Annotated in this window: 18 protein-coding genes; 3 read left to right on the top strand and 15 right to left on the bottom strand. The window is 63.3% G+C overall.

The features are described from left to right. Nucleotides 1-289 precede the first annotated feature (289 nt). The 11 genes from P0Y59_03825 to P0Y59_03775 form a co-directional block, all read right to left on the bottom strand. A complete protein-coding gene (locus P0Y59_03825; protein ID WEK00837.1) occupies nt 290-1,585 on the bottom strand; it encodes an amidohydrolase family protein in 1,296 nt (431 codons plus the stop codon). A 40-nt stretch (nt 1,586-1,625) separates the two neighbouring features. Continuing rightward, nucleotides 1,626-2,630 (bottom strand): dipeptide epimerase, encoded by a 1,005-nt coding sequence (locus P0Y59_03820; GenBank protein WEK02483.1) that lies wholly within the window; start codon nt 2,628-2,630, stop codon nt 1,626-1,628. Between the two features lie 62 nt (nt 2,631-2,692). After that, the gene (locus tag P0Y59_03815; GenBank protein ID WEK00836.1) at nt 2,693-4,117 is read right to left on the bottom strand and encodes a serine hydrolase; all 1,425 of its coding nucleotides are present in this window, start codon (nt 4,115-4,117) and stop codon (nt 2,693-2,695) included. Between the two features lie 100 nt (nt 4,118-4,217). Beyond that, complete coding sequence (locus tag P0Y59_03810; GenBank protein WEK00835.1) at nt 4,218-5,834, bottom strand: D-aminoacylase; 1,617 nt, start codon at nt 5,832-5,834, stop codon at nt 4,218-4,220. 81 nt (nt 5,835-5,915) lie between these two features. Beyond that, the gene (locus tag P0Y59_03805; GenBank protein ID WEK00834.1) at nt 5,916-6,971 is read right to left on the bottom strand and encodes an alpha/beta hydrolase; all 1,056 of its coding nucleotides are present in this window, start codon (nt 6,969-6,971) and stop codon (nt 5,916-5,918) included. Further along, nucleotides 6,968-8,563 carry a serine hydrolase gene (locus P0Y59_03800; GenBank protein WEK00833.1) on the bottom strand — a complete coding sequence of 532 codons (1,596 nt, stop codon included), beginning with the start codon at nt 8,561-8,563 and terminating at the stop codon, nt 6,968-6,970. Before P0Y59_03800 ends, P0Y59_03805 begins: the two co-directional genes overlap by 4 nt. Then, on the bottom strand, nt 8,560-9,729 hold the full coding sequence (locus P0Y59_03795; GenBank protein ID WEK00832.1) for a hypothetical protein: 1,170 nt from the start codon (nt 9,727-9,729) through the stop codon (nt 8,560-8,562). Before P0Y59_03795 ends, P0Y59_03800 begins: the two co-directional genes overlap by 4 nt. Then, entirely contained in the window at nt 9,726-10,772 is a 1,047-nt protein-coding gene (locus P0Y59_03790) for a DUF1611 domain-containing protein (GenBank protein ID WEK00831.1), read from the bottom strand. Before P0Y59_03790 ends, P0Y59_03795 begins: the two co-directional genes overlap by 4 nt. Nucleotides 10,773-11,242: 470 nt before the next feature. Continuing rightward, nucleotides 11,243-13,222, bottom strand: coding sequence for a serine hydrolase (locus tag P0Y59_03785; protein WEK00830.1), 1,980 nt, complete (start codon nt 13,220-13,222; stop codon nt 11,243-11,245). A gap of 203 nt (nt 13,223-13,425) precedes the next feature. Further along, complete coding sequence (locus P0Y59_03780; protein ID WEK00829.1) at nt 13,426-14,751, bottom strand: alanine racemase; 1,326 nt, start codon at nt 14,749-14,751, stop codon at nt 13,426-13,428. Nucleotides 14,752-14,783: 32 nt separating this feature from the next. Beyond that, nucleotides 14,784-15,464 carry an XRE family transcriptional regulator gene (locus tag P0Y59_03775; GenBank protein ID WEK00828.1) on the bottom strand — a complete coding sequence of 227 codons (681 nt, stop codon included), beginning with the start codon at nt 15,462-15,464 and terminating at the stop codon, nt 14,784-14,786. Between the two features lie 275 nt (nt 15,465-15,739). On the opposite strand from P0Y59_03775, the gene bla reads away from it, so the two are divergent. From bla to P0Y59_03760, 3 genes are all read left to right on the top strand, one after another. Next, complete coding sequence (gene bla / locus P0Y59_03770) at nt 15,740-16,729, top strand: class A beta-lactamase (GenBank protein ID WEK00827.1); 990 nt, start codon at nt 15,740-15,742, stop codon at nt 16,727-16,729. Beyond that, the gene (locus P0Y59_03765; protein ID WEK00826.1) at nt 16,704-19,097 is read left to right on the top strand and encodes a serine hydrolase; all 2,394 of its coding nucleotides are present in this window, start codon (nt 16,704-16,706) and stop codon (nt 19,095-19,097) included. The genes bla and P0Y59_03765 overlap by 26 nt, the downstream gene beginning before the upstream one ends. Before the next feature lie 293 nt (nt 19,098-19,390). After that, the gene (locus P0Y59_03760; protein ID WEK00825.1) at nt 19,391-19,831 is read left to right on the top strand and encodes a YbaY family lipoprotein; all 441 of its coding nucleotides are present in this window, start codon (nt 19,391-19,393) and stop codon (nt 19,829-19,831) included. A gap of 46 nt (nt 19,832-19,877) precedes the next feature. Here P0Y59_03760 and P0Y59_03755 read toward each other — a convergent pair whose 3' ends face one another. Genes P0Y59_03755 through P0Y59_03740 form a run of 4 tightly spaced genes read right to left on the bottom strand, consistent with a single transcriptional unit; the run spans nt 19,878 to nt 25,151 of the window. Beyond that, nucleotides 19,878-20,537: a helix-turn-helix domain-containing protein gene (locus P0Y59_03755; protein WEK00824.1), complete on the bottom strand. Its 660-nt coding sequence runs from the start codon at nt 20,535-20,537 to the stop codon at nt 19,878-19,880. Further along, nucleotides 20,534-23,089 (bottom strand): glycoside hydrolase family 3 C-terminal domain-containing protein, encoded by a 2,556-nt coding sequence (locus P0Y59_03750; GenBank protein WEK00823.1) that lies wholly within the window; start codon nt 23,087-23,089, stop codon nt 20,534-20,536. Before P0Y59_03750 ends, P0Y59_03755 begins: the two co-directional genes overlap by 4 nt. Continuing rightward, complete coding sequence (locus P0Y59_03745; protein ID WEK00822.1) at nt 23,086-23,424, bottom strand: hypothetical protein; 339 nt, start codon at nt 23,422-23,424, stop codon at nt 23,086-23,088. Before P0Y59_03745 ends, P0Y59_03750 begins: the two co-directional genes overlap by 4 nt. After that, on the bottom strand, nt 23,424-25,151 hold the full coding sequence (locus P0Y59_03740; GenBank protein ID WEK00821.1) for an AMP-binding protein: 1,728 nt from the start codon (nt 25,149-25,151) through the stop codon (nt 23,424-23,426). The genes P0Y59_03745 and P0Y59_03740 overlap by 1 nt, the downstream gene beginning before the upstream one ends. Between the last annotated feature and the right edge of the window lies 1 nt (nt 25,152).

Raw genomic sequence — 25,152 nt, 5'->3', positions numbered from 1 at the left:
CCCATTTTTGCCCCTCGCCAGAATCGTCGGGCCGTGAGCAAATACTAATTTGGAAAAAATTTCCGATTTCGAACATAATGGTCCAAATCGGAAAACTGTCAATACAGTCTGGACCGAACTGGCGCACCACGGCGCCCCATAGCTGACGTCACGAATCGTGCCCTTGGGAAGCCGGGCACCAAGAAGGGCGGTATTTTGCGATCGTGTTGGGAATCACTGCCCGGCGATTTGCCCCGCGTCCATTCGCATGAAGCGGGGCAAAGCTGCCGGGTTGTGGGGCGCCCGGCCCTTATTCCCCTACCGCGCGCGCTACCACACCGCCCTTCATGACAAAGGCCATCTTCTCAAGCACCCGGATGTTGGCCAGCGGGTCGCCCTTCACCGCGACGATATCCGCCGCCTTGCCTTTGGCGAGCGTCCCGATTTCGTCCTGAAGTCCGATATGCGTCGCTCCCCAGACAGTGGCGGAACGGATCGCATCGAGCGGCGTGAGGCCCGCCTTCACCATGAGGGCAAATTCCTGGGCGTTCTCGCCGTGCGGCGACACCGCGGAATCCGTGCCGAAGGCAATCAGGACGCCGCCTTCATGCGCACGACGCAGTGCTGCGATCATCACCGGGCCCACCGTCCTCGCCTTGGCGCGGACCGCAGCGGGCATCCATTCAGCGCTTTCCGCCTGGCGCGCCACCGTATCGCCCGCCAGCAAAGTCGGGACGAGATAGGTCCCTTTCGCCTTGAACATGCGGATCGACTCAGCATCGAGATACGTGCCGTGCTCGACCGAATCGACGCCTGCCCGAAGTGCCGCATTCACGCCGTCGGTGCCATGCGCATGTGCGGCGACCTTGCGTCCAAGGCGATGTGCGGTCTCCACGATCGACGTCAGTTCAGCGTCGCTCATCTGCTGGCCGAGCCCGGCCGCCGTATTGGACATCACGCCACCGGTCGACGCCGTCTTGATGATGTCCGCCCCATGCTGCACCGCAAGCCGTACGGCGCGGGCGCAATCGTCCGCGCCGGTGCACAAGGTCGGCGACCGGAAGAGATCGAGGATTTCGGTGCGATAGCCATGGATATCGCCATGGCCACCATTCGCCGCGACGCCTCCGGCCGCGATGATCCGCGGCCCCATCACCTTGTCGGACGCTATGGCATCGCGCAGCGCGTTGATCGCTTCCGGATCGGCGCCCAGATCGACGACAGTGGTGAATCCGGCGCGCACGGTCCGCTTGGCATAGACGACGCCGTCAAAGGCCTGGTCCGTTGTCGATTTGGTCACCGCATCCAACTGACTGGTTGGACCAGACTGGAAAGTGAGATGAACATGGCTGTCGATGAAGCCGGGCATGACCAGTTCGTCGCGCAGGTCGATCACCTTGCCTTCGCCGACGAAGCCATCGCGAATGTCGGCGACACGGTTGCCCTCGACGACGATGGTCTTGTTGGTTTCGACACGGCCGGTCGCCGGATCGGCAAGCAGTCGCCCTGCGTGGATATAGGTCCTGGGCGTTCCTACCTGCTCCTGCGCCATGAGCGGCTGGACAAAGGCAGCGGATATCAGCGCGGCGACGATCGTTTTCTTCATATATCCCTCTCCGTTTTCAGTCTCGGTGCGCTCGACGCGATCAGATCGCTTCGCGACCCCAGATAGCCTCGGCGCACCACGCATTGCCGTTTTCATACTGGATCGACGGGATACGATCGGCGGCGAGGAAGATCGGCCCGTCAAGGTCGACAATGTCGCACAACTGCCCGAGAACGAAGGCAGGCGCCATGGCAAGGCTGGAGCCGACCATATTGCCCACCATCACGCTGAGTCCCAGCGCGCGGGCGCGCTCTGCGATGGCCAGCCCCTCGGTAAGGCCACCGCATTTATCCAGCTTGATATTGACCACGTCGAACCTTCCGACGAGCCCTTCGACGTCGCCAAGCGTCAGCGCGCTTTCATCCGCGGCGATCGGGATCGGACATTCATAGCCATCGAGATCAGCCTCGCTGCCCCGCGCCAATGGCTGCTCGAGCAGTTTCACATCCGCTGCGACCAGCGCCGCGACAAGCGTATCGAGATCGCCGATCGCGAAGCCCTGGTTGGCGTCCACACCGATCCAGCATTCGGGCCGTGCCGCGCGCACCGCCTTTACGCGTGCGATATCCAGGGCAAGCTCCCCGGTCAGCTTGAGCTTCAGGGCACGCGCCTGGGCATAGGCACGCGCGCCCGCCGCCATCGCATCCGGATCATCGGCGCCGAGGGTAAAAGTGGTGAGAAGCGGGCTCGGCTCAGATACCCCCGCGCTTTCCCATACCGCCTTGCCGCTGCGCCGTGCTTCCAGTTCCCACAGCGCACAATCGATCGCATTGCGCGCCCCGCCTGCCGGCAGAAGCTGTTGCAACTCGGCGCGCGTTACCCCTGCCTCAACTGCGTGGCGCACCCCGTCGATGGCGGCGCGCATCGCGGGAACGTCGTCGCCAAGATAATAGACGCCCGACGCCTCGCCGCGTCCGAAATGCGTGCCATCCGAAATCGTGACCACCACCACGGATGCTTCAGTGAAGACATGGCCCGCAATGCGGAACGGCTTGGCAAGCGGCAGCGATTCAACCGTATAGTCGAGCGAAAGCCCGGTACGCATATTCATGATCAATCCTTCCTGTCGACCGGCCGGCCGTGCCGAAACCGGTCTCGTCTTTCACATCACGGGGCGACCGCACCGGGCGCCAGCGCGGCCACGATCCGGGAGAAGTATTTGTTGAAGTCGAAGGTTTGCCCTTCGGGGGTCCAGCCAAGCCGGACGATCACGGTGTCCCTTGAAGGAATGACCGCGACCATCTGCTGGTTATGGCCCATCGCCATGAAGGTATCACGCGGCAGATCCTTGAAGATCCGCCGGCGATCCCCCGCATCATCACCAAGATTGAGCCAGAATTGTCCCCCATAGAAGGGGCGCGGCGCTGCTTCGGTCGGCGTCCGGATGAAATCGACCCAATCCCTAGAGAGCAGGCGCTTGCCCCCGGCCACCCCGCCATTGAGATAGAGCAGGCCGAACCGGGCCCAGTCCCGCGCAGTGCCATAGGCATAGGAACTGCCGATCTGCGCACCCGCTTCGTCGGGTTCGATGATCGTGCTCGTCATCCCGGCAGGTTCGAACAATCGCTTGCGCGCGAATTGCGTGACGGCGTCGAGCGACCCGCCGGTCGCGCGGAACACGATCCCGGACAAGATATTGCTCGTACCCGACGAGTAGCTCCAGACAGTACCCGGCGCCTTGTCCAGCGGCAGCGACGCCGCCAGCCCGCCCATGTCCGATGCGGCGAACAGCATCGCGATGGAATCGGTCCCGGGATCGTAACGCTCCACGAAGCGAAGGCCACTCGACATCGTCAGCAACTGGCGCAGCGTGATCTTCCCACGCGGATCTCCCGCCCCCTGCCATTCGGGAACTGGCGCGGGCGCATCGAGCTTGAGCACACCATCGTCGACCAGAAGGCCGATCAGCGTTCCGCCGATACTCTTGCTTGCCGACCAGCCGAGCAGTCGGCTGTTCTGGTCGAAGCCCGGCGCGTAGCGCTCGGCGACGATCTTCCCGCCCTGAACGACGACAATCGCCCGGGTATCGGGATATCCGTCCTTGTTCTGCTCCTCGAAGGCATCTCCCACCGCCTTGTCGAGCGCGGCCTGATCCACCTTCACCGCCGCGCCAGCCGGCTGCGCATCCCCCATCGGCCAGGGCTTTGCCGATTGTGTCTTCAGGGGTTTCAGCTTCGCCGCCTGACGTTCCAGCACGTCGCGGGCGACGTTGCCCGTCAGCAACGTGCAGCCGACGGCCTGACGATACAACGCCGTGCGTGTCGCCGCCCCGGGTGCCGACGCCGCGACCGTGTTCGCCTTGCGATCGACCGAAAGCGTCACGGCCCTGGTGAACGGCGCAAGCGCGTGGATATCGTCTCGCAGGACATCGGCCTCGGCCCGCCCGGTTACGAAGATCCCGGCGCAGGCGATCTGCGCGGACACCGCAGTGCCGAGATCGGCCGGGGCGGAAATCTTCTCGCCAGCCAGGGCCGCGGTCGACGCGACCAGCGCCAGGCCGGCAAGGCTTGCTCTGGAGACATGTCGGATCATGCGCAATTCCCCTGGAGATCGTGTCGCCCCGCCCGGACCGCCGGTGCCCAGAAACGAGGGTTCGGGATGTGACGGCGCATGGGCATGGACGCTACCCGGCCTAGGCGTCGCAGCTATGACGAAGGACCTTGCCTGCCTTCGCGCCATTGTGCTTGCCGCCCTCGATCGTGACGACGCCGTTGACGATCACCGTCTCGATCCCGGCGGGAAGCGCCGTAGGCTTTTCCCAGCTTGCCACGTCATCCAGCGTGTCGAGGTCGAAAACGACGATGTCGGCGCGCATCCCGTCGCGGATCAGACCACGGTCGGTCAGCCCCATTCGCTGCGCGGGCCAGCTGGTCATTTTCCGCACGGCATCCTCAAGCGACAGGACAGGGCGACGCTTCACATATTCGGCAATGATGCGCGGAAAGGTGCCGTAGGCGCGGGGATGTGGAAGGCCGAGCGCGTCTATCTCACCCAGCTTCGCCGATGCCGCTGCATCGCTGCCGATGCTGACCCAGGGCTGATGCAGCGCTGCCTCGATGTCCTTCTCGCTGATCATGAAATACAGCGCGACAGACCGGTTCGGCAGCCCCTCCAGCAGGATGTCCCATGCCACGTCAGCCGGGTCGCGCTTCAGGGCCGCGCCGATCTTTTCGAGGCTCTGCCCATGATAGGGGGCGTATTTCGCACTGAAGCCGTTGGCGAGCACCACATTGCCCCAGCCGCCGGAAGCAAAGACGAGATTCGACCAGCCGGGCATCGACCCGGCCGCGAGTTCTTTCTTCATGCGCTCGCGAACCTGGGGATCGCGGAGCCTTTCGATGCCCTTTTCGACGCCGTCGGCCCACACCCAGCTCGGGGCGGTGATCTCGAGACCGGTGCCGCCGGCGGTATAGGGATAGAGATCGGCTGCGACGTCAACGCCACGCGCGCGCGCCGCATTGATGGTCGAGAGCGCCTGCGGCATCAGCTTGCCCCATTCGGGGGCGAAGGCAGCCTTCAGGTGGAATATCTCGACCTTCACCCCACCCTTCTCGCCGATCTCGATCGCTTCCTTGATCGCCGGGACAAGGTCGGCGCTCTCGTCGCGCATATGGGTCGCGTAGAAACCGTTGCACCGGCCCGCGACCTTCGCCAGCGACACCAGATCCGCCGTGGTCTGGAAGCTGCTCGGGGAATAGATCAGCGCGCTGGTGATGCCGAACGCGCCGGCCCGCATTGCCGTCATCACCTCGCGCCCCATGGCGTCGAGCTGGGCGGCGGTGGGGGAACCCGCGCCATCGCCCATCACTTTCACACGCGCCTGGGTGGAAGCATAATAGGTCCCGAAATTGACCGAGATGCCCTGGCGTTCAAGCGTCTGGAAATACGTGGGAATCGCGGCCGCATCCACCGGCGTTCCGCCCTCGCCCGCGATGACGGTCGTTACGCCCATGCGCAGCTTGTTCTCGGCCGCACCGTTCTTGAGCAGGATGCTGCCTGACTGGTCCATCATGTCGATGAACCCGGGCGAGACGTAACGTCCCTTGGCATCGATTTCCTTCTTGCCCCGTCCGGCAACCTTGCCGATGCGGACCACGCGGCCATCCTTGACGGCGACGTCGGCACCGACCCACGGATTGCCCGCCCCATCGAGGACGCGGCCGCCGCGAATGACGATGTCATATTCCGGTGCGGGCGCGTTCGCGACGAGCAGCATCGATGCGGCGCAGCCAAGAAAAATGTGCTTCATTATTCCCTCTCCCTGTCGGGGTTCGAATGCTCCGCGCATCGGCCGCGGGCCTGGGAGCCCGCGGCGCGCGCGATATGCCTGCTACTTGCTGGTCTTGCCGTCCGCGCGGACAGTATCGACCACTTCCTTGACCGCCGCGATCACGACATCGGGCCGATCGACCTGGATGTAATGGGTGGCGTCGAACACGCTCTGTTCGCGCCCTCGCGTCGACATTCGCGCCTGTTCCTGATGGAGAGCCCGCCATGTCTGCTTGAAGAGCGCGCCTTGCTGCGGGGGTACACCCAGGCTCTTCAGCTGGTCGGGGGTCAGAGGTGCCATGGCGGTCAGCACGATCACCGGGCGGTTCCCGAAACTATGGACAGTGCGTGCCTGGGCCATCGTACGATTGAACCCCTCGAGTTCGGAAATCGCCCCATTGACTGATGTGCTGGCATAAGCGGACGCCTTGGCCATCTCCTTGCTCGGGACCTTCGTCACCTTGGTGTTGGCCATGCTGAACCCGAACCGCACAGCCCCCGTCCAGGACAAGGCCGAAATGGTCTTCATCATTCCCAGGGATTGCATCGGATCGACGCTGGTCTTCACCACTTTCCCAAGCCGCTCGACCTGATCGGGATGGGAGGGGTCGACCATGACGAGCCCGGCAACCTGATCGCCATATTTGCCGACATAGGTCGTCGTGTACGGGCCACCGATCGAATGCCCGACTAGCACCAGCGGATCAGTTATCCCGGCGCCCTTCAGCGTGGCGTGGAGATCCTCGACCACCGCGGCCGCGTCCTGTGGCGTGTCCTTGGGATCGCTCCACATGATACCGGCCCGGTCATAGGCGCAGGTGCGCGTGAACTGGGCAATCTTGTCATGGACCAGGCTCCAGTCGATCGTCCCGCCCGTGCCAAGCCCGGCCTCGAGAATAACGGTCGGCGATCCCGTTCCGCGACAATCGATGTGGATGCGCCGTCCGCCGATATCGACCATCTGCCCGCGCGGCGGATATGCCTTCTCCGCATTCCACCGGCCCAGAATTTCGTAGACCACGCCAACGACGATCACGAGCAGCAACAGGGCGAGAAGGCCCAGCACGATACGTTTCAGCCAGCGCCTCGTGCGCGGCCACCAGGAGCCCTTGCTCATTTCTCTTTCCTTGCAGGCGTGAACAGAAGGTCCTGATAATCATAGCTGAAATCGGCGATTGGAGAGACCGGACGCATCGTCACGCGATCCACCTTGCCATCGGCGTCGAGACCGAAGGTCACATAGGCCGGCTCGATCGCCTTGTCGTCGAAGCGGGTGACGAAGGTGTCATATTGCCAATGTTCAAGCGTGCCCGTCATGCGCGGGGTCGATGTAAAATCGATCGTCAGCTTGTCCTTGCCCCCGCCCACGGCAATGTTGCCGTACCAGGCGTCAGCATAGGTCCCGGCGTATCGCTCCAGCGGAAGGGAGGGGCCGATCTTCGCCGGCGTCGCCTGGACCGCCTTCAGTGCCTTCTGCGCGTCGGAGACCTGCTGCTTGTTGAAGGCCGACCATTTTTCAGGCCAGTGCGCGTTCGGTCTGCCCAGATAGTGATCGACGAGCTCATAGGCGAGGCCGTTGACCAGTTCGCGGTCCTCGGAGTTGATGACGATGGAAAAACCCACCTGCTTTTCCGGAATCAGCACCACCATGGTGAGGAAACCGAACACCGCGCCGCCATGCATGACGAGCTTCGTTCCCTGATAGTCGCGAACGTTCCAGCCCAGCGCGTAGGTTTCGAACTGCGACTGCGCTGCCTTGAGCGGCTCGGGGAGCTGGCGGATCGGCATCACCACCACCGGATTCCACATCTCACGCGAGGACGCCTCGCTGAACAGGCGGCCATTGCCCTCCGGCAGCTTGCCATGGGCAAGCTGGATCTGCAGCCACCGTGCCATGTCGCTCGCGCTGATCGCCATCCCGCCGGCGGGCGCGGCATTACGGCCGAGTTCGTCATGCTCGTCGAGCTGTTCCTGGTCGCCTGCGCCCCGCAGTCCACCGTTCATCCGCGCATGGGGGAAAGCGCGATTGGCGGTCGCGAAGCGCGCTTCGCCATCGCTGGTCGATTCCTTCATGCCAGCGGCCTTCAGGACATGCTCGTGGGTAAATGCCTCCCATGTCTGGCCGCTGACGGCCTCGATGAGCTGGCCCGCGACCATGTACAGCACATTGTCATAGGCGTAGCCGCTTCGGAAACTGGTTGCCGGCTTGATGTAGCGCAACCGCTTCACGCTCTCGGCCCGGCTGAGATTGGAGCGCGGCACGAACAGCAGGTCGCCCGCCCCCAATCCGAGTCCACTGCGGTGGACCAGCAGGTCGCGGATGGTCATCTCGCGTGTTACCCAGGGGTCGTACATCTGGAAGCCGGGCAGGTGATCCGTCACCTTGTCGTCCCATTTGATCTTGCCCTGATCGACCAGCACGGCCAGCGCGGCGACCGTAAACGCCTTGCCGGTCGAGCCGGTGGGGAAGATGGTATCCGCGTCCACCTTGTCGCTGCCGCCAAGCTTGCGAACGCCAAAGCCTTCGGCAAGCGTGACCTTGCCCTGTTCGACGATGGCCACTGACATGCCCGGCACACCGGCCTGCTTGCGCAGGGACTCTACCCGCGCGTTGAACCCTTCGGGCGCCGCCGCCATGACGGGCGCGACGACGAACATCGCCGATGCCATGAACAACGCGGCGCGGCGGAACGATCTGGTCGATGTCATGATGATATCCCCTTGGCGACGCTTTCGGACGCCTGTTTCTTTCGGCCTGGGTTGCGCGACATCAGTCGAAGGACACCGATGGTGAGCACCGGCAAGACGAAGATCGCGAGGAAGACATAGGCCAGCGCGCGGTAGCCACTGGCGATCAGGGCCACGAGGCCGAAGCGATCAGCGAGGAACATGCACCCGATCAGCAGCGTGCCGGCAATGATGCCCCGCGCCCGGTTACTGAGCGACCTGTTCCAGCGCGCGCGCAGTGCCGCGTCGATGCGCTCGTTGATGGCATGCACCGAGCCGGTCCCGCTTTCCAGTAGTGCGGCGAAGATCATGAACTGGAAGAGCACATGGAAGAACGGCAGCTGGAGGCGCTGCAGCATGAAGTCGGAAGGCAATGTCTCGTGGACGATGCCGGGATAGAAGGCGATCATGCAGACGAAGAAGAGAAGTGCCGGCGCCATGGCGAGAGGCCCCGCGATCATCCCCGACACCACCGCGTCGCGCCGGCTGGTCATGTGGCGCACCACCGGCAGGATCGCCACCGCCCCGACGACGTTGTAGCTGGCATAGGTCAGCCCGCCCAAAGCCCAGCCGTCGCTCGGCGCCGGAATGCTGAAATTCGCCGCGATCAGGTCGCCGAAATCACTCAGCGCCAACACCAGAAACAAGGCGTAGACGCCGTACAGCAGGAACGAGACATATTTGAAAAGCCGCTCCACCGAACTGTTGCCATAGGTGGCGAACAGCGCGATCGCCGCCGCCAGGCACAAGGTGCCGGCAAGCGGTGGCCAACCGAACATCGCGCTTCCGATCGCGCCCGCGGCCGCGCCGAATACGGCCAGGATGAGGGTAACGAAGAGGATGTAGCCGATCTCGAACGCGATCCAGCCAGGCCCAAGCAACTCCTCGAAGAAGCTGCGATAATCGAAAGCCCCCACTGCATGGGCGAATGCGAAGGTCACCGCGCAGATGACACTCCACAACACCATCGCCAGCAGCATGGCGGCCAGGCCACCCCAAGGGCCGCTCGGCAGGAAGAATTCGGCAAGCTCCCGTCCGGTGGCATAGCCGCCGCCGATCACCACCGCCTTGAAGGCGAAGCCTGGCAGCAGGAAACGCTGGAACCAGGTGGATCCACCTTTTCCCGTCATGGCGGCCACATCGGTCATGCGAGGCAGTTGTCGACCAGGCGGGCGAACTGGTCGCCGCCGCGAATGGGATCGGCAACCGGAAGACCCAGCTTCTGGCTCTCCTCGGCCATTACCGCGATCGCCTCTTCCTGGCCGAGATGCGCTGTGTTGAACGAAATGCCCGCGCACCGGATCGCCGGATTGGTTCGGGCCCCGAGACGGAGGTTGATATCGATCGTCTCCTCGAGGCTTGGCAACGCATAGCCTGGAGTACCCAGCATCTGAGTCCGGCCCGGCTCATGACAGACGATGAGGACATCGGGCTGGCTTCCGTGGAGAAGGCCGAGCGACACCGCCGCATAGGCCGGATGGAAGAGCGATCCCTGCCCTTCGATCACGTCCCAATGCTCGGGCGCAGCATCCGGGCTGAGCATCTCGGCAGCGCCGGCCTCGAAATCGGAAACGACAGCGTCCATGGGAAGCCCGCCGCCCGCGATCATGATCCCCGTCTGCCCGCTGGCGCGGAAATGCACGTCGAGCCCACGGCCAGCAAAGGCCCGCGACACAGCGAGCGCGGTATATTTCTTGCCCAGCGCACAATCGGTTCCGACGGTCAGCAGCCGCTTGCCCGTTCGTTTCCGCCCGGTGCCCACGGTCAGGCCAAGCGGCGGATGCCTGACGTCGATGAGCTGCCGTCCAAGCCGTTCGGCCAGAACAGCCAGTTCAGGCAGGCTCGCCAGGCGGACGTGCATGCCGCTGACGATGTCCAGGCCAGCCTCAAGCGCCTCGACCAGAGCCGGAATCCAGCTCGCGGGGATGACGCCGCCGCTGTTGGCGACACCGATCAGCATCGATCGCGCACCCCGGGCATGGGCTTCCGCAGGGGTCAACACCGGCAACCCGGTGCTGACGGTTGCGGTGGGCAATGCATATTCGCCCGTGCATTTGTCGGGCGCCCAGTCCCGCAGACCATAGGCGGTCTTGGCGAATCCGGCCTGGGTCGTGTCCCCGAGGAACAACAGATAGGGCTGGGGCAGGCTCAGACTAATCGTGCCCGCATCAAAGGATGTGTTGGTACCCACCATTCATACCTTGCAAATCAAAAGAGAAGATCGACGGTCCGCCCGCGGCACATGGCCGAGCCCGGGCCGCCCGATGGAATCGGGCCAGTCGATTGCTGAATCGTGATCGGAGGATCGTCCGACACGTGCGAGAAAAACAGGACCCTGCCCGACGCTGTGGCGAGGCGCGCCCCTGCCTGTCGAATAAGTGGTGGATTCAACCGCCGCTGGACGGTCAATCATGTGACGGCGGAAGGTTCGTGGAAATAATCGCATTGCCCCTCCCCGCTCCAGCACCCCTATCCCGATCAGGATCGTATTTTCCAATTAGGATAATTGCAAATAGAATCGAAATTTTCTCATCCAACGATCCTCATGCAGCGGTGCAAAACTCACCGAACCCTGCCCGCCTTGCCGCGCTGAGGCTTTCGCCATCGTCACGAAGAAGAGCGGCGCCCGAACTGCGCATCGGGCTCCAGCTCTTCCGACGATCAGAAACTGGTACCGAAACCGATGAGGTGGAACCCGACGGCAACCCACAGGAGGATGATTGACGAGAGCAGCAGAACCACGCTCCAGACCTTCGAGAACCGTCCGCGCTTGCCCTTCCAGACCAGCCAGAGATTCCAGGCTGTCAGGAAAGCCAGGCCAAAAAAGGCGATCGGCGTAAGAAGCTGGAGCAGGATCAATGCCCAATCGAGCTGCCCGCCCAGGAACGAGAAATCGGACAGCAGGATGGTGATGAACACAGGCCACGCCAGCATGACCGCAACCGCGAGAGCAGCGAAACCGCGTGTCAGACGATAGCTTTTCAGTTCGGTTCTCGTGAGCGCCAGCTTGGCCCCATAGTGGCGACGGACAAGCGCGGAGACCGGCCAGGAGAGGGCCGTGAGCAACAGCACCCCCAGACTGAACAATAGGGCAGGAGTCAGCCAGGCACTGGACAGATACCAGGCCACGGGTTCGAACAGCATGAAAGGAGTCGCGTCCAGGCTGAAACGCGTGACCTTGCCGTTCTCCACCTTGGCGGCGAGACGCATCTTGCTATCCTGATCTCGCCATACGAACGGCGCGATCTCGACCCATTTGCGGGCCTGCCCACCCAGGCCAGGGAAAGCCTGCGGACGAAGCGCGCCCTTGCCGTCGACCCCGACCTTCACCTGTCCGCCGGCAAGCTCCATGACCTTCAGGAAACTCGATTCCAGTCGCCGGGATTTGACATAAGTGCCGGCCATCAGGCGCGCATGCTCCCGGGCGCTCGCTGCATCGACCTTCGCATCATGCTGTTCGGCCGGGAAATAACGATCGGCGAATGAGTCGAGCAGTTGACTGCGAATGACCCCCGACACGCCCTGCGTGCCGGCAGCGTTCATCGACATGTAGATGCCGACTTTTTCATTCGGAAAAAGCCAGAGCTGGCTGTGGAAGACCACGGTATCGCCAGCGTGAGACAGTACTTCGCGGCCGTTGACGTTCTGTTCGTAGAAACCCAGCGCCATGCGGTTGAGCGGCGGTATGACGGTCAGCATGCTCGTATGCATCTGCAGCGCAGTCGCGGGCTTGAGCAGACCCCCGCCATTATCGAGATGGGCAATCATGAAACGCCCCATGTCGGCGCCCGAGGATGTCAGGCCGGCCGCCGGGACAAGATAGTTCATTTCGAACTTGTTCGGCTTGCCTGACCCGAGGGTATATCCTTTCGCCATCAGCGCCTGGAGTCGCGGTGGCAGAGGCTGGCGGAAGGTCGACCACTTCATGCCGGCCGGGGCGAAGATATGCCGTTCGATATAGTCGTCATAAGGCACGCCCGAGACACGCTCCACGATATAGCCGGCCAGGGCCGTCGCATAATTGGAGTAAGCCGGCGTGGTACCCGGCGCAAAGATCCGGCGCGGCAGCGACTGTTTCAAAAAGGCGCCGAGCGGCGGAATATTTCTGGAATCGTCACTGTAAATGCCGCGCTGGACTTCATCGAAACCAGAGGTGTGTGTCATCAGATTGCGCATCGTGATCGGTTTTCCATCACGGAGCGGAATCTTGAAATCGAGATAGGCGTTCACGTCCCGGTCGAGATCGATCTTCCCCTGCTCGACCATCTGCATGACCGCAGTCCAGGTGAAGAGCTTGGACACGGACGCCTGCCGAAAGAGCGTCGTTTCCGGATCGATCGGCTTGCGCGCGTCGATATCGGCATAACCGAAACCGCGCTGGGTCAATATTGCGCCGTCCTTGACCACGACCACGACCGCGCCGGCAGCATCGCCTCGCTTGAGCGCATAGGGCATATAACCGTCCAGCCATGCATCCACATCGGCCTTGGTCAGTTGCGCTCCAGGAACCGCAGCCCGCGCATCCGCAACCGGCCGGGGCGACGAAGCCGCCTGCGGCCTGGCCTGCTGCGCCGTGGCCGGCACGGCGAGCATCGCAAGTATGCCAGCGGCAATCAGCTTGAACGAATGTAAAGACCTCATGCCATCCCCATCCCTGCCGGCTCGACGCGCAGGCCAGTGGGGCCGAGCACGTGTGAAAGTTTTTCGTATATCGAAATTATTATCTATTTTAGATATAATCATCCCATTCGGGGATTTGTCAATCTAAATGGCGAGCACCCTGGAGCTGGCGGTTCCATGCGTCCCTCTCAAATCAACGACGCCCCTCCCCGCAGAAACCTGCCTTAGAAAAATGTCCTTACGGCTCCAGTGATGGTCAAAGCATCGTCGACCACAAACAAGGCAGGCCAGCGATCGAAGGTCGTGCAGGGATGTGACACACCGAAGGCGACCATATCTCCCACCTGCAAAGGAGAATCTGCCGGAACGTCGACATAGGCGTGGTGGTCGTCGAGCCGCACGGTCCTGTGCCCGGCATCAAGCAGGAGAGGCTTTCCTTCGCCCGGCCGGGCCCAACGCACCGGAGTCGGATCGCGCACATCGGCCGAGGTGTCCCGCTTGCCGAGACCGATGATCGCACGGGTCGGTTCAGGACGGGACTGTACATATGCCCAGACCTCAAGCGCCGGCCTCAAACCCTCCCCCAGGCTTGCCGCGCTGGGAGATCGCGCGATCAGTCGCTCCACGAGTTCAGCATAGAAGCTGCTGTCATGGACCAGATAGCATCCGCTGCGCAGGATGACCTCATAAGCCCCGCGCTCGCCTGCCTGATGCAGAACAGCCGCCGCCACATCGAAGAAAGAGGAGCCCCCTGCCGACAATATCGGCCGCCCCGAGAACAGCCCGTTCCTTCTGCAGCGCTCGGCGATATCGACCATGCGCTGCAGGAGGCCGCACATCCTGGCCTCCCCCTCCGAACCTCCACCCTGAAGGATGCCCTCGAACGCCTCAATGCCCCGCAATGACAGATGGTGAGACACCGACGCGCGCAAGGCGACCGCCATCGCTTCATCATCGTCCCTGACGCCGCCCCGCCCGCCATCAAGCCCCAGCTCAAGCAGCACCTGGACTTTGGGGGCCAGCGGATAGGCGGACATCCGCCGCTCGAGCTGCTCGATTGCCGCCACCGAATCCACCAGGCAGTAGAAATCGAAATCCGGATCGCCGCGCAGTTCGCCCAGCACATAGTCAGTCGGCTGGCGCCCCACGAGCTGATTGGCCAGGATGATGCGGTTGATCCCATGCGCGCGATAGATACGAACCTGCGCCGCCGTTGCCGCCGTCATGCCCCATGCGCCATCCGCGAACTGAAGGTCGAACAGTTCGGGACTCATGGTCGTCTTGCCATGCGGCGCGAGCTTGACGTCCGCCAGCTCGGTGAAACGCCGCATCCAGGCGCTATTGTGTCGCATGGCGCTCTCGCTCAGCACCGCGACGGGCAGCATGACATCCTCGTTCAGGATGGACCAGCCGAGATCAGCCAGCGTGTCCGGCATATAGGCAGGCACATTGGCCGGCCACGCCTTGAAGCACCAGTCGAGCGGCGCCTTGGCGGCGTTTTCCTTCGATATGCCCATCATCACCCCCGTGCCATCGGCGATGATTGGCACGACAGGATTCATTTTTCAATATTAGAAAATTTTCAGAGCTTGGAAACGCCCCGACCATCGATCGGCGTCAGGGCCGATTTCAAATCCGCATCGGTCGCCGAGCATATGGACAGAATACGGCAAGGCCCCTCACCGACCGCCACATATCCGTGCCCCATCGTCCCATCGAAATAAATGGAATCCCCAGTCTTGAGAAGAGACGGCGCATACAGGTCGCAATAGAATTCACATTGCCCTTCAAGAACCAGGGCATATTCCTCGCCCGGATGGCGCATCAGATCACCAAAATCCTCGATTGATCGCACCTGGATATCGATGATCATTGGATTCAGCGTCTTGTGAAGCAGATCCGCCGACGGATAAACATAATTATACGTTGCGGTGCGGATCGAAGGCCCCTCGCCTGACGGCGTAATGCTGCGACGCCCCGTAACAGCGCTTCGACTGACGGGGGCCGGCGCCGCGGTCGAAAAGAGTCTGGTTATATCGATCTCGAGACCGCGGCTGATACGCAGCAATTTTTCATAGCTGAGCGACATTTTGCCGGTTTCGGCCTTGGAAAGCGTGGAGACTGGCATACCAGTGCGCTGACTGACATCGGCAAGTGTCCAGCCATTGGCTCTGCGTATCTCGCGCAGGACCGCTCCAGGATTGTCCTCCGCGAACGCCTGTCGGTCACTGGCCGGAGATTCGCGAAGACTGGCAGGCCGCATTCTCTTCCTTTCACTCGATTTTCTTATTTAGCACATACCGATATCACTGTCATCACGAGCTAAAAACCCGAAAAAGCGTCCATTTTCAGATCGAACTTCGGCTCAACCATTGCTCCCACCGCTCAAAATTGCCCAACCGGGACATTAGTTGACAAAACCGAAAAAAATCGATGAACTCCTCAGATGAGAGGCGAGAGTCCGTGGCTCCCCTCCCCTCGATCAGATTGAAAAGGGTCTCCATGAAAAAAATGCCTCTTCTGTCTGCGATAAGCGCCGTGGCGCTTCTGGCGGGTTCGCCTCTGTTCGCGCATGGCGCAGCCGCTGCGCCGGACCCGGGGGCAATGGATGCGAGAACGCGATTAGCCAACGAATTCGCGCGGCTGGCGAAGCAGACCGACGGCACGGTGGGCGTCGCCGTGCAGCGCGTTGACGGGAATAGCCGGACAGTATTGAATGCGGGCACGACATTTCCGCTCGCCAGCACGTTCAAGATCGCCGTGGCCGGAACCATCTTTTCCCGGATTGACAAGGGCGAGTTGAAGCTCGACCAGATGATCGCGGTTGATCCGGCGATGGTCGTGGACTCCGACGGGATCGCCGAGCAGACGCCGCATCCCGGCGTTTCGCTGTCGCTCTACAACCTGCTTGAATTGATGCTGACCCGTAGCGACAACACGGCGACGGACGTTCTCACCGCACAGGCGGGAGGACCGGCCGCCGTCACCGCCTGGCTTCGGAAGCTCGGCGTGACCGGCCAGCAGATCGATGGCGATACCGCCCATATCATCTACCGCGCCTTTGATATCCCGCCCGGGCCCGGAACCTTTGCGGAGCGGATCAAGGCAGCCTTTGCCGCCGATCCATCGAAGCGCGATCAGGACGCCAGCGGGAAACCGAACAAGTCCTTCAATGACGATCCCCGAGACAGCACGACGCCGGAAGCGATGCTTGACCTGTTGCTGAAGATCCAGTCGGGCAAGGCGGTCAGCGCTGCCAGCACCAAGGCGCTCCTCGGAATCATGGAGCGCTGCCACACCGGCGACAAGCGCCTCAAGGGGTTGCTGCCGGTCGGCACCGTTGTCGCGCACAAGACCGGTACCCTGATGAGCATCGCCAACGACGTTGGCCTCGTCACGTTGCCCGATGGAAGCAAGTTCGCCATCGCCGTCTATGTCAAGGGAGACACCAAGGGTACCGAGGTGCAGGAACGCGTGATCGCCGATATCGCCCGCGCGGCCTATGATTATTTCCTGCTGGTCGGCTGAAGTAATGATCCGGCCCCTGCTCATCCTATCTGTGGCGGTCGCTGCGGCCATCAGTCCGGCCGCAGCCCAATCCAGTCACCCGGCGACACCCGCGCCCGTCGTTGCGACTGCCGCGCGCAATATCGAATCCGCCGCGCGCGCTGAACTCAAGGACAAGGCGATCCCCTCGATCGCGGTGGCACTGGTCGACAGGTCGGGCGTAATATGGTCCGCGGCCTGGGGTAACGCCGACGCGGCAGGCACCCGACCGGCAAGCCCGGCCACCCTCTATCGGGCTGGGTCGGTCAGCAAATTGTTTACCGACGTCGCGGTGATGAGGCTGGTCGAGCAGGGCAAGATCGATCTCGATGCACCCGTCACACGCTATCTACCCGAATTCTCGCCACATAATCCCTTTGGGACGGCGATCACCCTGCGGCAGTTGATGACTCACCGCAGCGGCCTGGTCCGCGAACCACCCCGCGGGAATTATTTCGATGCCACCCCAAAGGGGCAGGCGGATACGGTTGCCAGTCTCAACGACACGACCTTGGTAGCAAGGCCCGGCACGACAACGAAATACTCCAATGCCGGTCTCGCTGTCGTGGGTGAGGTGGTCGCACGCATTGCCGGCATGCCGTTCGAAAATGCCGTCCGCACGCTGGTACTCACCCCGCTTGGCATGAATGCCAGCAGCTTCGCGCGCACCGAGCTCAAGACTCCCATCGCCTATGCGCAAATGGCGTCATTCGACGGTGGCCGTTGGCAGGCCCCTGCCTTCGATCTGGGGACGTCCGCTGCGGGTAATCTCTACACCAATGTCGACGATCTTGGCCTGTTCGCCACCTCGATGCTCAACGCCGGCGCGCTGCCCGGAGGCAATGGCGCGCTTCTGCGGAGCGCAAGCCTGGCGGAGATGTGGCGGCCCCAATTTGAGGTGCCGCCCGGCGCACGCCGTTTCGGACTCGGCTTCATACTGGGGATGCTCGACGGCCAGCGTACCGTGGGACATTCGGGCGCCGTCTATGGCCATGTGGCCGATGTGCGCATGATGCCCGATGCCGGTATCGGCGTGGTCGTTTTCAGCACCGTCGATGCCGGACCGACAGCGGACCGTATCGGCTCCTTCGCGCTACGCAGCCTGCTCGCCGCGCGGGATGGGGCGGCACTACCGCAATGGTTGCAGACCCGGAGGGTATCGGGTGCCGACGCCGTGCGGAAATCGGGCCGATTCGTCGACGGCGACGACAGCGTCAACGTTCGCGTTTTCGACGGCGGTCTCGTGCTCGACGGGCCGGAAGTGGCCGCGGAAGTTCGACAGAACGGCGACCGTTATTATCTGGATGATGCCCAATATTTCAGCGACGCGTTTTCCTTCGCCCCGGATGCGAATTCGGTCGAACTGGCAGGCAGGCGCTATACGCGCACGGACTGGCAACGCCCCTCAGTGCCTGACACCGAACTGGCCGGCCTGATCGGCGAATATGGCTGGGACCATAATATCCTTCGCGTCTATCAGCGCGACGGCAGGCCCTATGCCCGGATCGAGTGGACGGGCTGGTCGCCATTGCGGCGACTGGAAGCCGACCATTACGCCCTTCCCGAACGTCTCGGGCTGTATCCGCTGGAATCCTTGCGGTTCGAACGGGATGCCTCTGGCAAGGTGACGGCAGCGTTGCTCGGCGCGATCCGGTTCCCGAGGCGAGACTTTGGTGCCGAAGCGGAAGCCGCCGTCCATTCGGTCATGAATACGGGCATCGACGCGCTGCGTACCGCCGCACGGGCCGCCAGCCCGCCAGCCGAGGCCAGTCCGGTCAAAATGCCGGATCTTGTGGCGCTGACCGCCATCGATCCCGGCATTCGCCTCGATATTCGATACGCCACCACCAACAATTTCATGGGTCAGAAGATCTATGAACGCGCCGGCGCATTCATGCAGCGCCCGGCGGCTGAAGCGATCGGGCGGGTTCATCGTTCCCTGGCATCGCAGGGCTTTGGCCTGATGATCCACGACGCCTATCGTCCCTGGTACGTCACCAAGATGTTCTGGGACGCGACGCCGCCCTCCAACCGGATCTTCGTTGCCGATCCAAGCCAGGGGTCCCGTCACAATCGCGGCGCTGCGGTCGATCTCACCATGGTCGATCTCGCCACGGGTGCGCCGATCGTGACGACGGGGCGCTATGACGAATTCTCCAGCCGTTCCTATTCCAACTATGTCGGCGGCAGCGACGAGCAAAGATGGCTGCGCGAAGTGTTGCGTACCGCGATGGAGCGTAACGGTTTCACCGTCTATTCCCAGGAATGGTGGCATTTCGATCTGGTCGGCTGGCAGGACTATCCGATCGGCAACCGGTCGTTCCAGGATATCGCCTCACCACGTCAATGAGGCCTGGCAAGTGCCGGGCAAAAGGCATCCCCGCCTACGCCTCTCCGTGCATGCGAAAGTTGCCCGCATGCGGGACATCCTCTCAGCGGCATGACTACTATCTATCGGCCCAAAGGTTTGCGATAAGGGCACCGTTCAGCCGCGTGCGGCCATACAGGTCGGGGAATAGCGTCGCCGGATATGCCCGGCACGCGCCGGTGAGAGCGCCGAACTGGAGAATGCCGCCTGCGATTGACCAGCCGTCGACCGAAGCGAACGAACAGCTTTCATTCCGTTGATGAGAGGAAATCCCGATGAGAAGCTTCCACCTTTTCCTGCCGTTGCTCATCGGCCTCAGCGCGTGCCATCCGGCCACTGTCGAGAAGGGGCCTGGCCTGCCGTCCTCGAAACAAACCGTCACGCTGTCGGGAACAGCACTCTATCGTGAACGAATTGCGCTCCCAACCGACGCGCAGCTTGTCGTGACCATCAGCGACGTCAGTCTCATGGATGCCCCGTCGGTGACGATCGCCCAGGTCACGATCCCGACAAAGGGTCGGCAGGTGCCGCTGGCATTCTCGCTCGATTATGATCCTGCCCGGATCATCGCGCGCAATCGCTATTCGGTGTCAGCCCGCATTCTCGCCGCCGATGGCAAGCTGCTGTGGATCACCGATACCCATATGGATCTGCCGCCGGCCGGCCAGACCATCGAGCTTCGGCTGGTTCGAGTCCAGCAGTCGCCCTCGCAATAGCAGATAGCCGGCATCAGGCGTCGCCAGATCACGGGGACGTCGCGATCTACCGGGCAACCGACCCAAGGTCGTGCGACAGGGCTTCGGCTGCCTCCGTGACAGCACGCGCCAGCGCTTCCGCACGGGCTTCGTCGCTATCGCGCGCCGGGCTCGACAGCGCGAGCGCGGCGACGACGTTCCGCGCGAAACCACGTACGGGGGCGGCGGCGCAATAGATCTGACCCCCCTCCTCCTCGCCCGCCGCGAAGTCGGCGCCGCGAAGGACCTTGCCGATCGCGGAGTCGAATGGCTGGCGTTCTCCGAGACGCCGCGCGACGATCGTGGGCCGTGTGCCCAGGACCACATCGAGATGGAGGACCCCGTCTTCCCGCAGGACCGCAAGACTCGCGGTATCGCGCGTCGCGGCAGCAACCGCCTCTAGATGCGGGCGCGCAACCTGGATCAGGTCGAGCTGGCGCTGTGCCTCGAACCCGATATGCGCCGCGGTCGGACCAAGCCGGTAGCCACCGCGCCTGATCGGAACCAGATAGCCTCGTTCGACGAGCACGCCCGCAATGCGATGCGTCGTACTATAGGTGAGCCCCGTAGCATCAGCCAGGTTGACCGGATGCCCCTCCCCGCGCGCCACGGCCTCGATCAAATCGAGGCCGCGTTGCAGCGTCTTCGAGGCCGCCATGCGATCGGCCCTGTCGTCAGCGACCGTCACTTGGACACGAGGATCGAGCGAACCAGCCTCAGGTCCTCCGACGACGCCCCGACCATCAGCTTGTACTCGCCTGGCCTGACCTGCCAGCGCTTGGCAGCAACATCATAGTAGGAGAAGGATCGTGGATCGAGCGTGAGCTCGACACGGCGCTTCCCGCCCGCCGGTATCTCGACCTTCGCGAAGGAACGAAGCTGCTTTGCCGCTTCATTGGCCAGGGGAACCGCAGGCGCCACATAGAGCTGGACGACTTCCTGCCCGCTACGCGACCCACTGTTCTGGACGGTCAACCGTACCTTCACCGACGCGTTTCCGCCTGTCTTCGCAGGCGCCTGGAGACCGGAATAGGTGAAACTGGTGTAGGAAAGTCCGTGGCCGAACGGGAACAGCGGCTTCACGCTTCGCGCTTCATAGCCGCGATAACCGACCAGCAACCCTTCCGAGTAGCTGCTCTTCGGATTCCTCAGATTCACCACATCGTCCTCAGTCCGCGCGAGGAACGAAACGGGCAGCTTGCCCGAGGGGTTCACCCGCCCGAACAACACATCCGCCAGCGCGGCCGACCCGCCTTCGCCCGGCAACCACATGTCGAGGATCGCCGGTACCTTATCCCGCCAGGGCATCGTCATCGCAGCCCCTGCGTTCACGACGACCGCGGTGCGCGGATTCGCCGCCGCGATTGCCTCGACCAGGCCGTTCTGGTCTCCCGGCAGGTCGAGCGACGTGCGGTCATATCCCTCGCCCTCAGTCGTCGAGGACGATCCGACCAGCACGATCGCCGCGTCGGCCGCTCGCGCCGCTGCGACGGCGGCATCGAGCGAGGGTCGCGGTTCGCGAACGCCGAAGCTGAGATATTCGTACGGTGTCTGCCCGGTCTTGTAGTCGAGGCGGATCGGATAACCGCGCCCCGCGACCAGATCCACCACCACGGTCCGCCGCGGGATCGGGAAACCGAGCACGTCGCGGATATCCGGGGTCGAGGCGGTGGCCTTGTCGAGGATGGTCTTGCCGTCGAACGTGATCGTGGCGTTTCCAGTGCCGCGAACGCTGAATTCGTGAGGCCCGGAGGTCTTGGGCCAGAAAAGACCCTCCCACCGAAGCGCGCTATAGCCGGTCACCTGTGGCCCCGCGACATTGCCGCTGATCCGCTTGAGAAAGCTGGTCGCCCGCTCGCTCCGCACCGGCGTTCCCGAGGCGTCAGCAGTGGCGTAATAGGTGGCGGCCATGCCGGTTTCGGCGCGATCCTGTCCCGGGCTGAACATGGCCGGCAATGCCGCAGGCGGCGTCTCTTCGTTATCGACGCCCTTCGCGTAGGTGACCTGCACGCCCGGCAATGCCGCGCGCAACGCCTGGAGCGGCGTCGTTATCGCATCGAACGGTTCCACCGCCGAACTGCCCCCGCCCTGGATGCGGGAGACATCGGCATTGGGACCGATCACGGCGAGCGAACGGATCGACGGATCGAGTGGCAGCACGCCCGTATTCTTGAGGAGCACGATCGCTTCCTCGGCGGCCTTTCGCGCGACGGCGGCATGATGCAGCGCGCCCGGTGTCGCCTCGGTCACCGGCGCGCGGTCCAGCGCGCCGCTTCGCACGATGAAGCGCACTATCCGGCTGGCATTGTCATCGATCTGCGCCGCGCTCACCTTGCCGGCATCGACCGCAGCCTTCAGCTTCGCGCCGAAATTGGAAGGCGGACCGGGCATCTCCAGGTCCATGCCGGCATTGGCGGCAGGCGCGGTGGAATGCGTGGCGCCCCAGTCGGACACGACAAAACCCTTGAAACCCCACTCCTTCTTGAGGAGGTCGGTCAACAGCCAGCGATTGTCGGTCGCGAACGTACCGTTCAGCCTGTTGTAGGACGCCATGACCGACCATGGTTCAGCCTGTTTCACCACGGTTTCGAACGCCGGCAGATAGATTTCGCGCATCGTCCGGTCATCGACGACCGAGTCGACGACGAACCGGTTGGTCTCCTGGTTGTTCGCCGCGAAATGCTTGATCGATACCCCGACACCGGTGCCCTGCACCCCGCGCACATAGCCGAGCGCGATCTGGCCGGTGAGCCAGGGGTCTTCGGAATAGGTTTCGAAATTACGCCCCCAGCGCGGCGTTCTCACGATATTGACGGTCGGCGCCAGCAGGACGTCGGCGCCATGGGCGCGGCTCTCCAGGCCGATGGCCGTGCCCACTTTCCCGACCAGTTCGGGATTCCAGGTGGCCGCCAGTGCCACGCCGACGGGAAAGACGGTTGCCGGCTTGCCGTCCGGCGACCGGACTCCGGTAGGCCCGTCGGTCATCTTGAGCGAGGGGATGCCCAGCCGCGGGATCGGGTTGAGCGTCATCGACGTCTCCCCGGCAAGGAGGAGGATCTTCTCGTCGAGCGTCAATCGACCCATCAGATCCGCGACGCGCTTCTCCAGAGACGCGCCGCGGTCCTTATAGGCCGGCACTTCCTGCGAAGCCGCCGCCATGGCGACCCCGGACGGCACGACGCCGCCGATCAGCGCGAGAAGTGCGACGCCATTGCCCAGATGCCGGCCAAGCTGCTTCATTTGATCGCCGCCAGATCGGTCTCGGCCTTGGCGAGGATTTCGTCGGTGAGCTTGCCGTTCGAATAGGGCTGGACCTGGCGCAGGCTCAGCGCCTTGAACATGTCATATTCCTGCAAGGCGGTCATGCCCGGGAAATTCTTGTCCATCACTGCCTTGCCGCGCTCGTCCGCCACGATGTCCTGGATCGGCGTATCGAGCGAGAACTTCCCGCCGGCAGTCGATGCAGGTGCTGGCGTTGCCGACGGGGCCGCGGGCGGCGTGGATGCGGTTTGCGCGCTCGCCGCGGAAACGGTGGCGAAAGCCGCGAGGGCAGCGCCAGTCAGGAACAGCTTCATTATTTCACCTCTTGCTTGTGATGGGGTTCGAACGACGGGCCCGAGGCTCTTTCGTCGAGCCCGAGTTCAGCGATCATTGCATCGCGGATCAAGTATTTCTGGATCTTGCCCGTGACCGTGGTGGGAAAGGCGTCGACCACCCGGATATAGCGCGGGACCTTGTAGTGGGCGATCTGGCCGCGGCAGAACGACCGCAGCGTCTCCGGATCGGCCTCGGCGCCCGGCCTGAGCCGCACCCAGGCGCAGAGCTCCTCGCCCATCTTCGGGTCGGGAACCCCCACCACCGCAACGTCCTCGACCCCGGCGTGGCGATAAAGGAAATCCTCGACCTCGCGCGGATAGATGTTCTCGCCGCCGCGGATGACCATGTCCTTGAGCCGGCCGACGATGTTGCCATAGCCTTGCGCGTCGATGGTCGCGAGGTCGCCGCTGTGCATCCAGCCGTCCGCATCGATCGACTCAGCCGTGCGCTCGGGGTCGTTCCAGTAGCCGAGCATCACCGAATAGCCGCGCGTGCAGAGCTCGCCCGGCTGGCCGACCGGCACGGCCTCGCCATCGGCATCGACCACCTTGCATTCGAGATGGGGCAGGACCCGGCCGATCGACCCTACCCGCTGCTCGATCGGATCATCGAGCCCGGTCTGGAAACTGACCGGGCTTGTCTCGGTCATGCCGTAGCCGATGGTCACGTCGCGCATGTTCAGTCGGCCGATCACGTCGCGCATCAGCGGCTCGGGGCAGATCGCGCCAGCCATGCAGCCGGTGCGAAGCGAGGAGAGATCGAACGAGGCGAAGTCGGGATGAGCCAGCACCGCGATGAGCATCGTCGGCACGCCGTACAATGCGGTGCAGCGCTCAGCCGCCACGGCGTTCAGCACCGCCCCCGCATCGAAGCCGGGAGAGGGATAGACCATCGCCGCGCCATGGGTGAGGCTGGCGAGGTTGCCGAGCACCATGCCGAAGCAATGATAGAGCGGCACTGGGATGCAGATTCGGTCATCCGGCCCGAGCGCCATGCCGCGTCCGACGAAATAGCCGTTGTTGAGGATGTTGCGGTGGGAAAGCGTTGCTCCCTTGGGCAGGCCGGTAGTGCCGCTGGTGAACTGGATGTTGATCGCATCGTCAGGGTCGAGCCCTTCCCCGATCCGGTCGAGCTGTTCGCGTACGCCCGGGCATACCGCCGCGATGTCGCCCAGTCGCAACCATCCCGGCCGCGAGTCCCCGTCGATCTGGATTGCGCAGCGCAGTGACGGCAATCGTTCGGCACGCAAGCCACCCGGCACGCTGCCCGCCAGTTCCGGGGCGAGCGCTTCGATCATCTCGACATAGTTGCTCGTCTTGAATCGCTCGGCGACGACCAGCGCGCTCAGTTCGACGTGATTGATCGTGAATTCGACCTCGGACAGGCGATAGGCCGGGTTGATCGTGACGAGGATCAGCCCGGCCCGCGCCGCGGCGAACTGGAGCAGCGTCCATTCGGCGCAGTTGGGAGACCAGATTCCGATTCGCTCCCCCGGCTCGAGCCCAAGCGAGATCAGGCCGGCCGCCAGCGAGTCAGCCCGGGCCAGCAGCTCCGCAAAGCTCCAGCGCACACCCTGCTCGACCGAGACCAGCGCCTCGCGGTCCCCCCAGAGATCCGCGGCGCGGACCAGCGCCGCGCCGATCGTCATATCGAGCAGCGGCGGCTCCGCCGGTCCCCGGACATGGCTGATATTCAACGGTGCCATG

The sequence above is a fragment of the Candidatus Sphingomonas phytovorans genome, assembly GCA_029202385.1.
Taxonomy (GTDB): domain Bacteria; phylum Pseudomonadota; class Alphaproteobacteria; order Sphingomonadales; family Sphingomonadaceae; genus Sphingomonas; species Sphingomonas phytovorans.
This window is presented reverse-complemented; position numbering and strand designations above follow the sequence as displayed.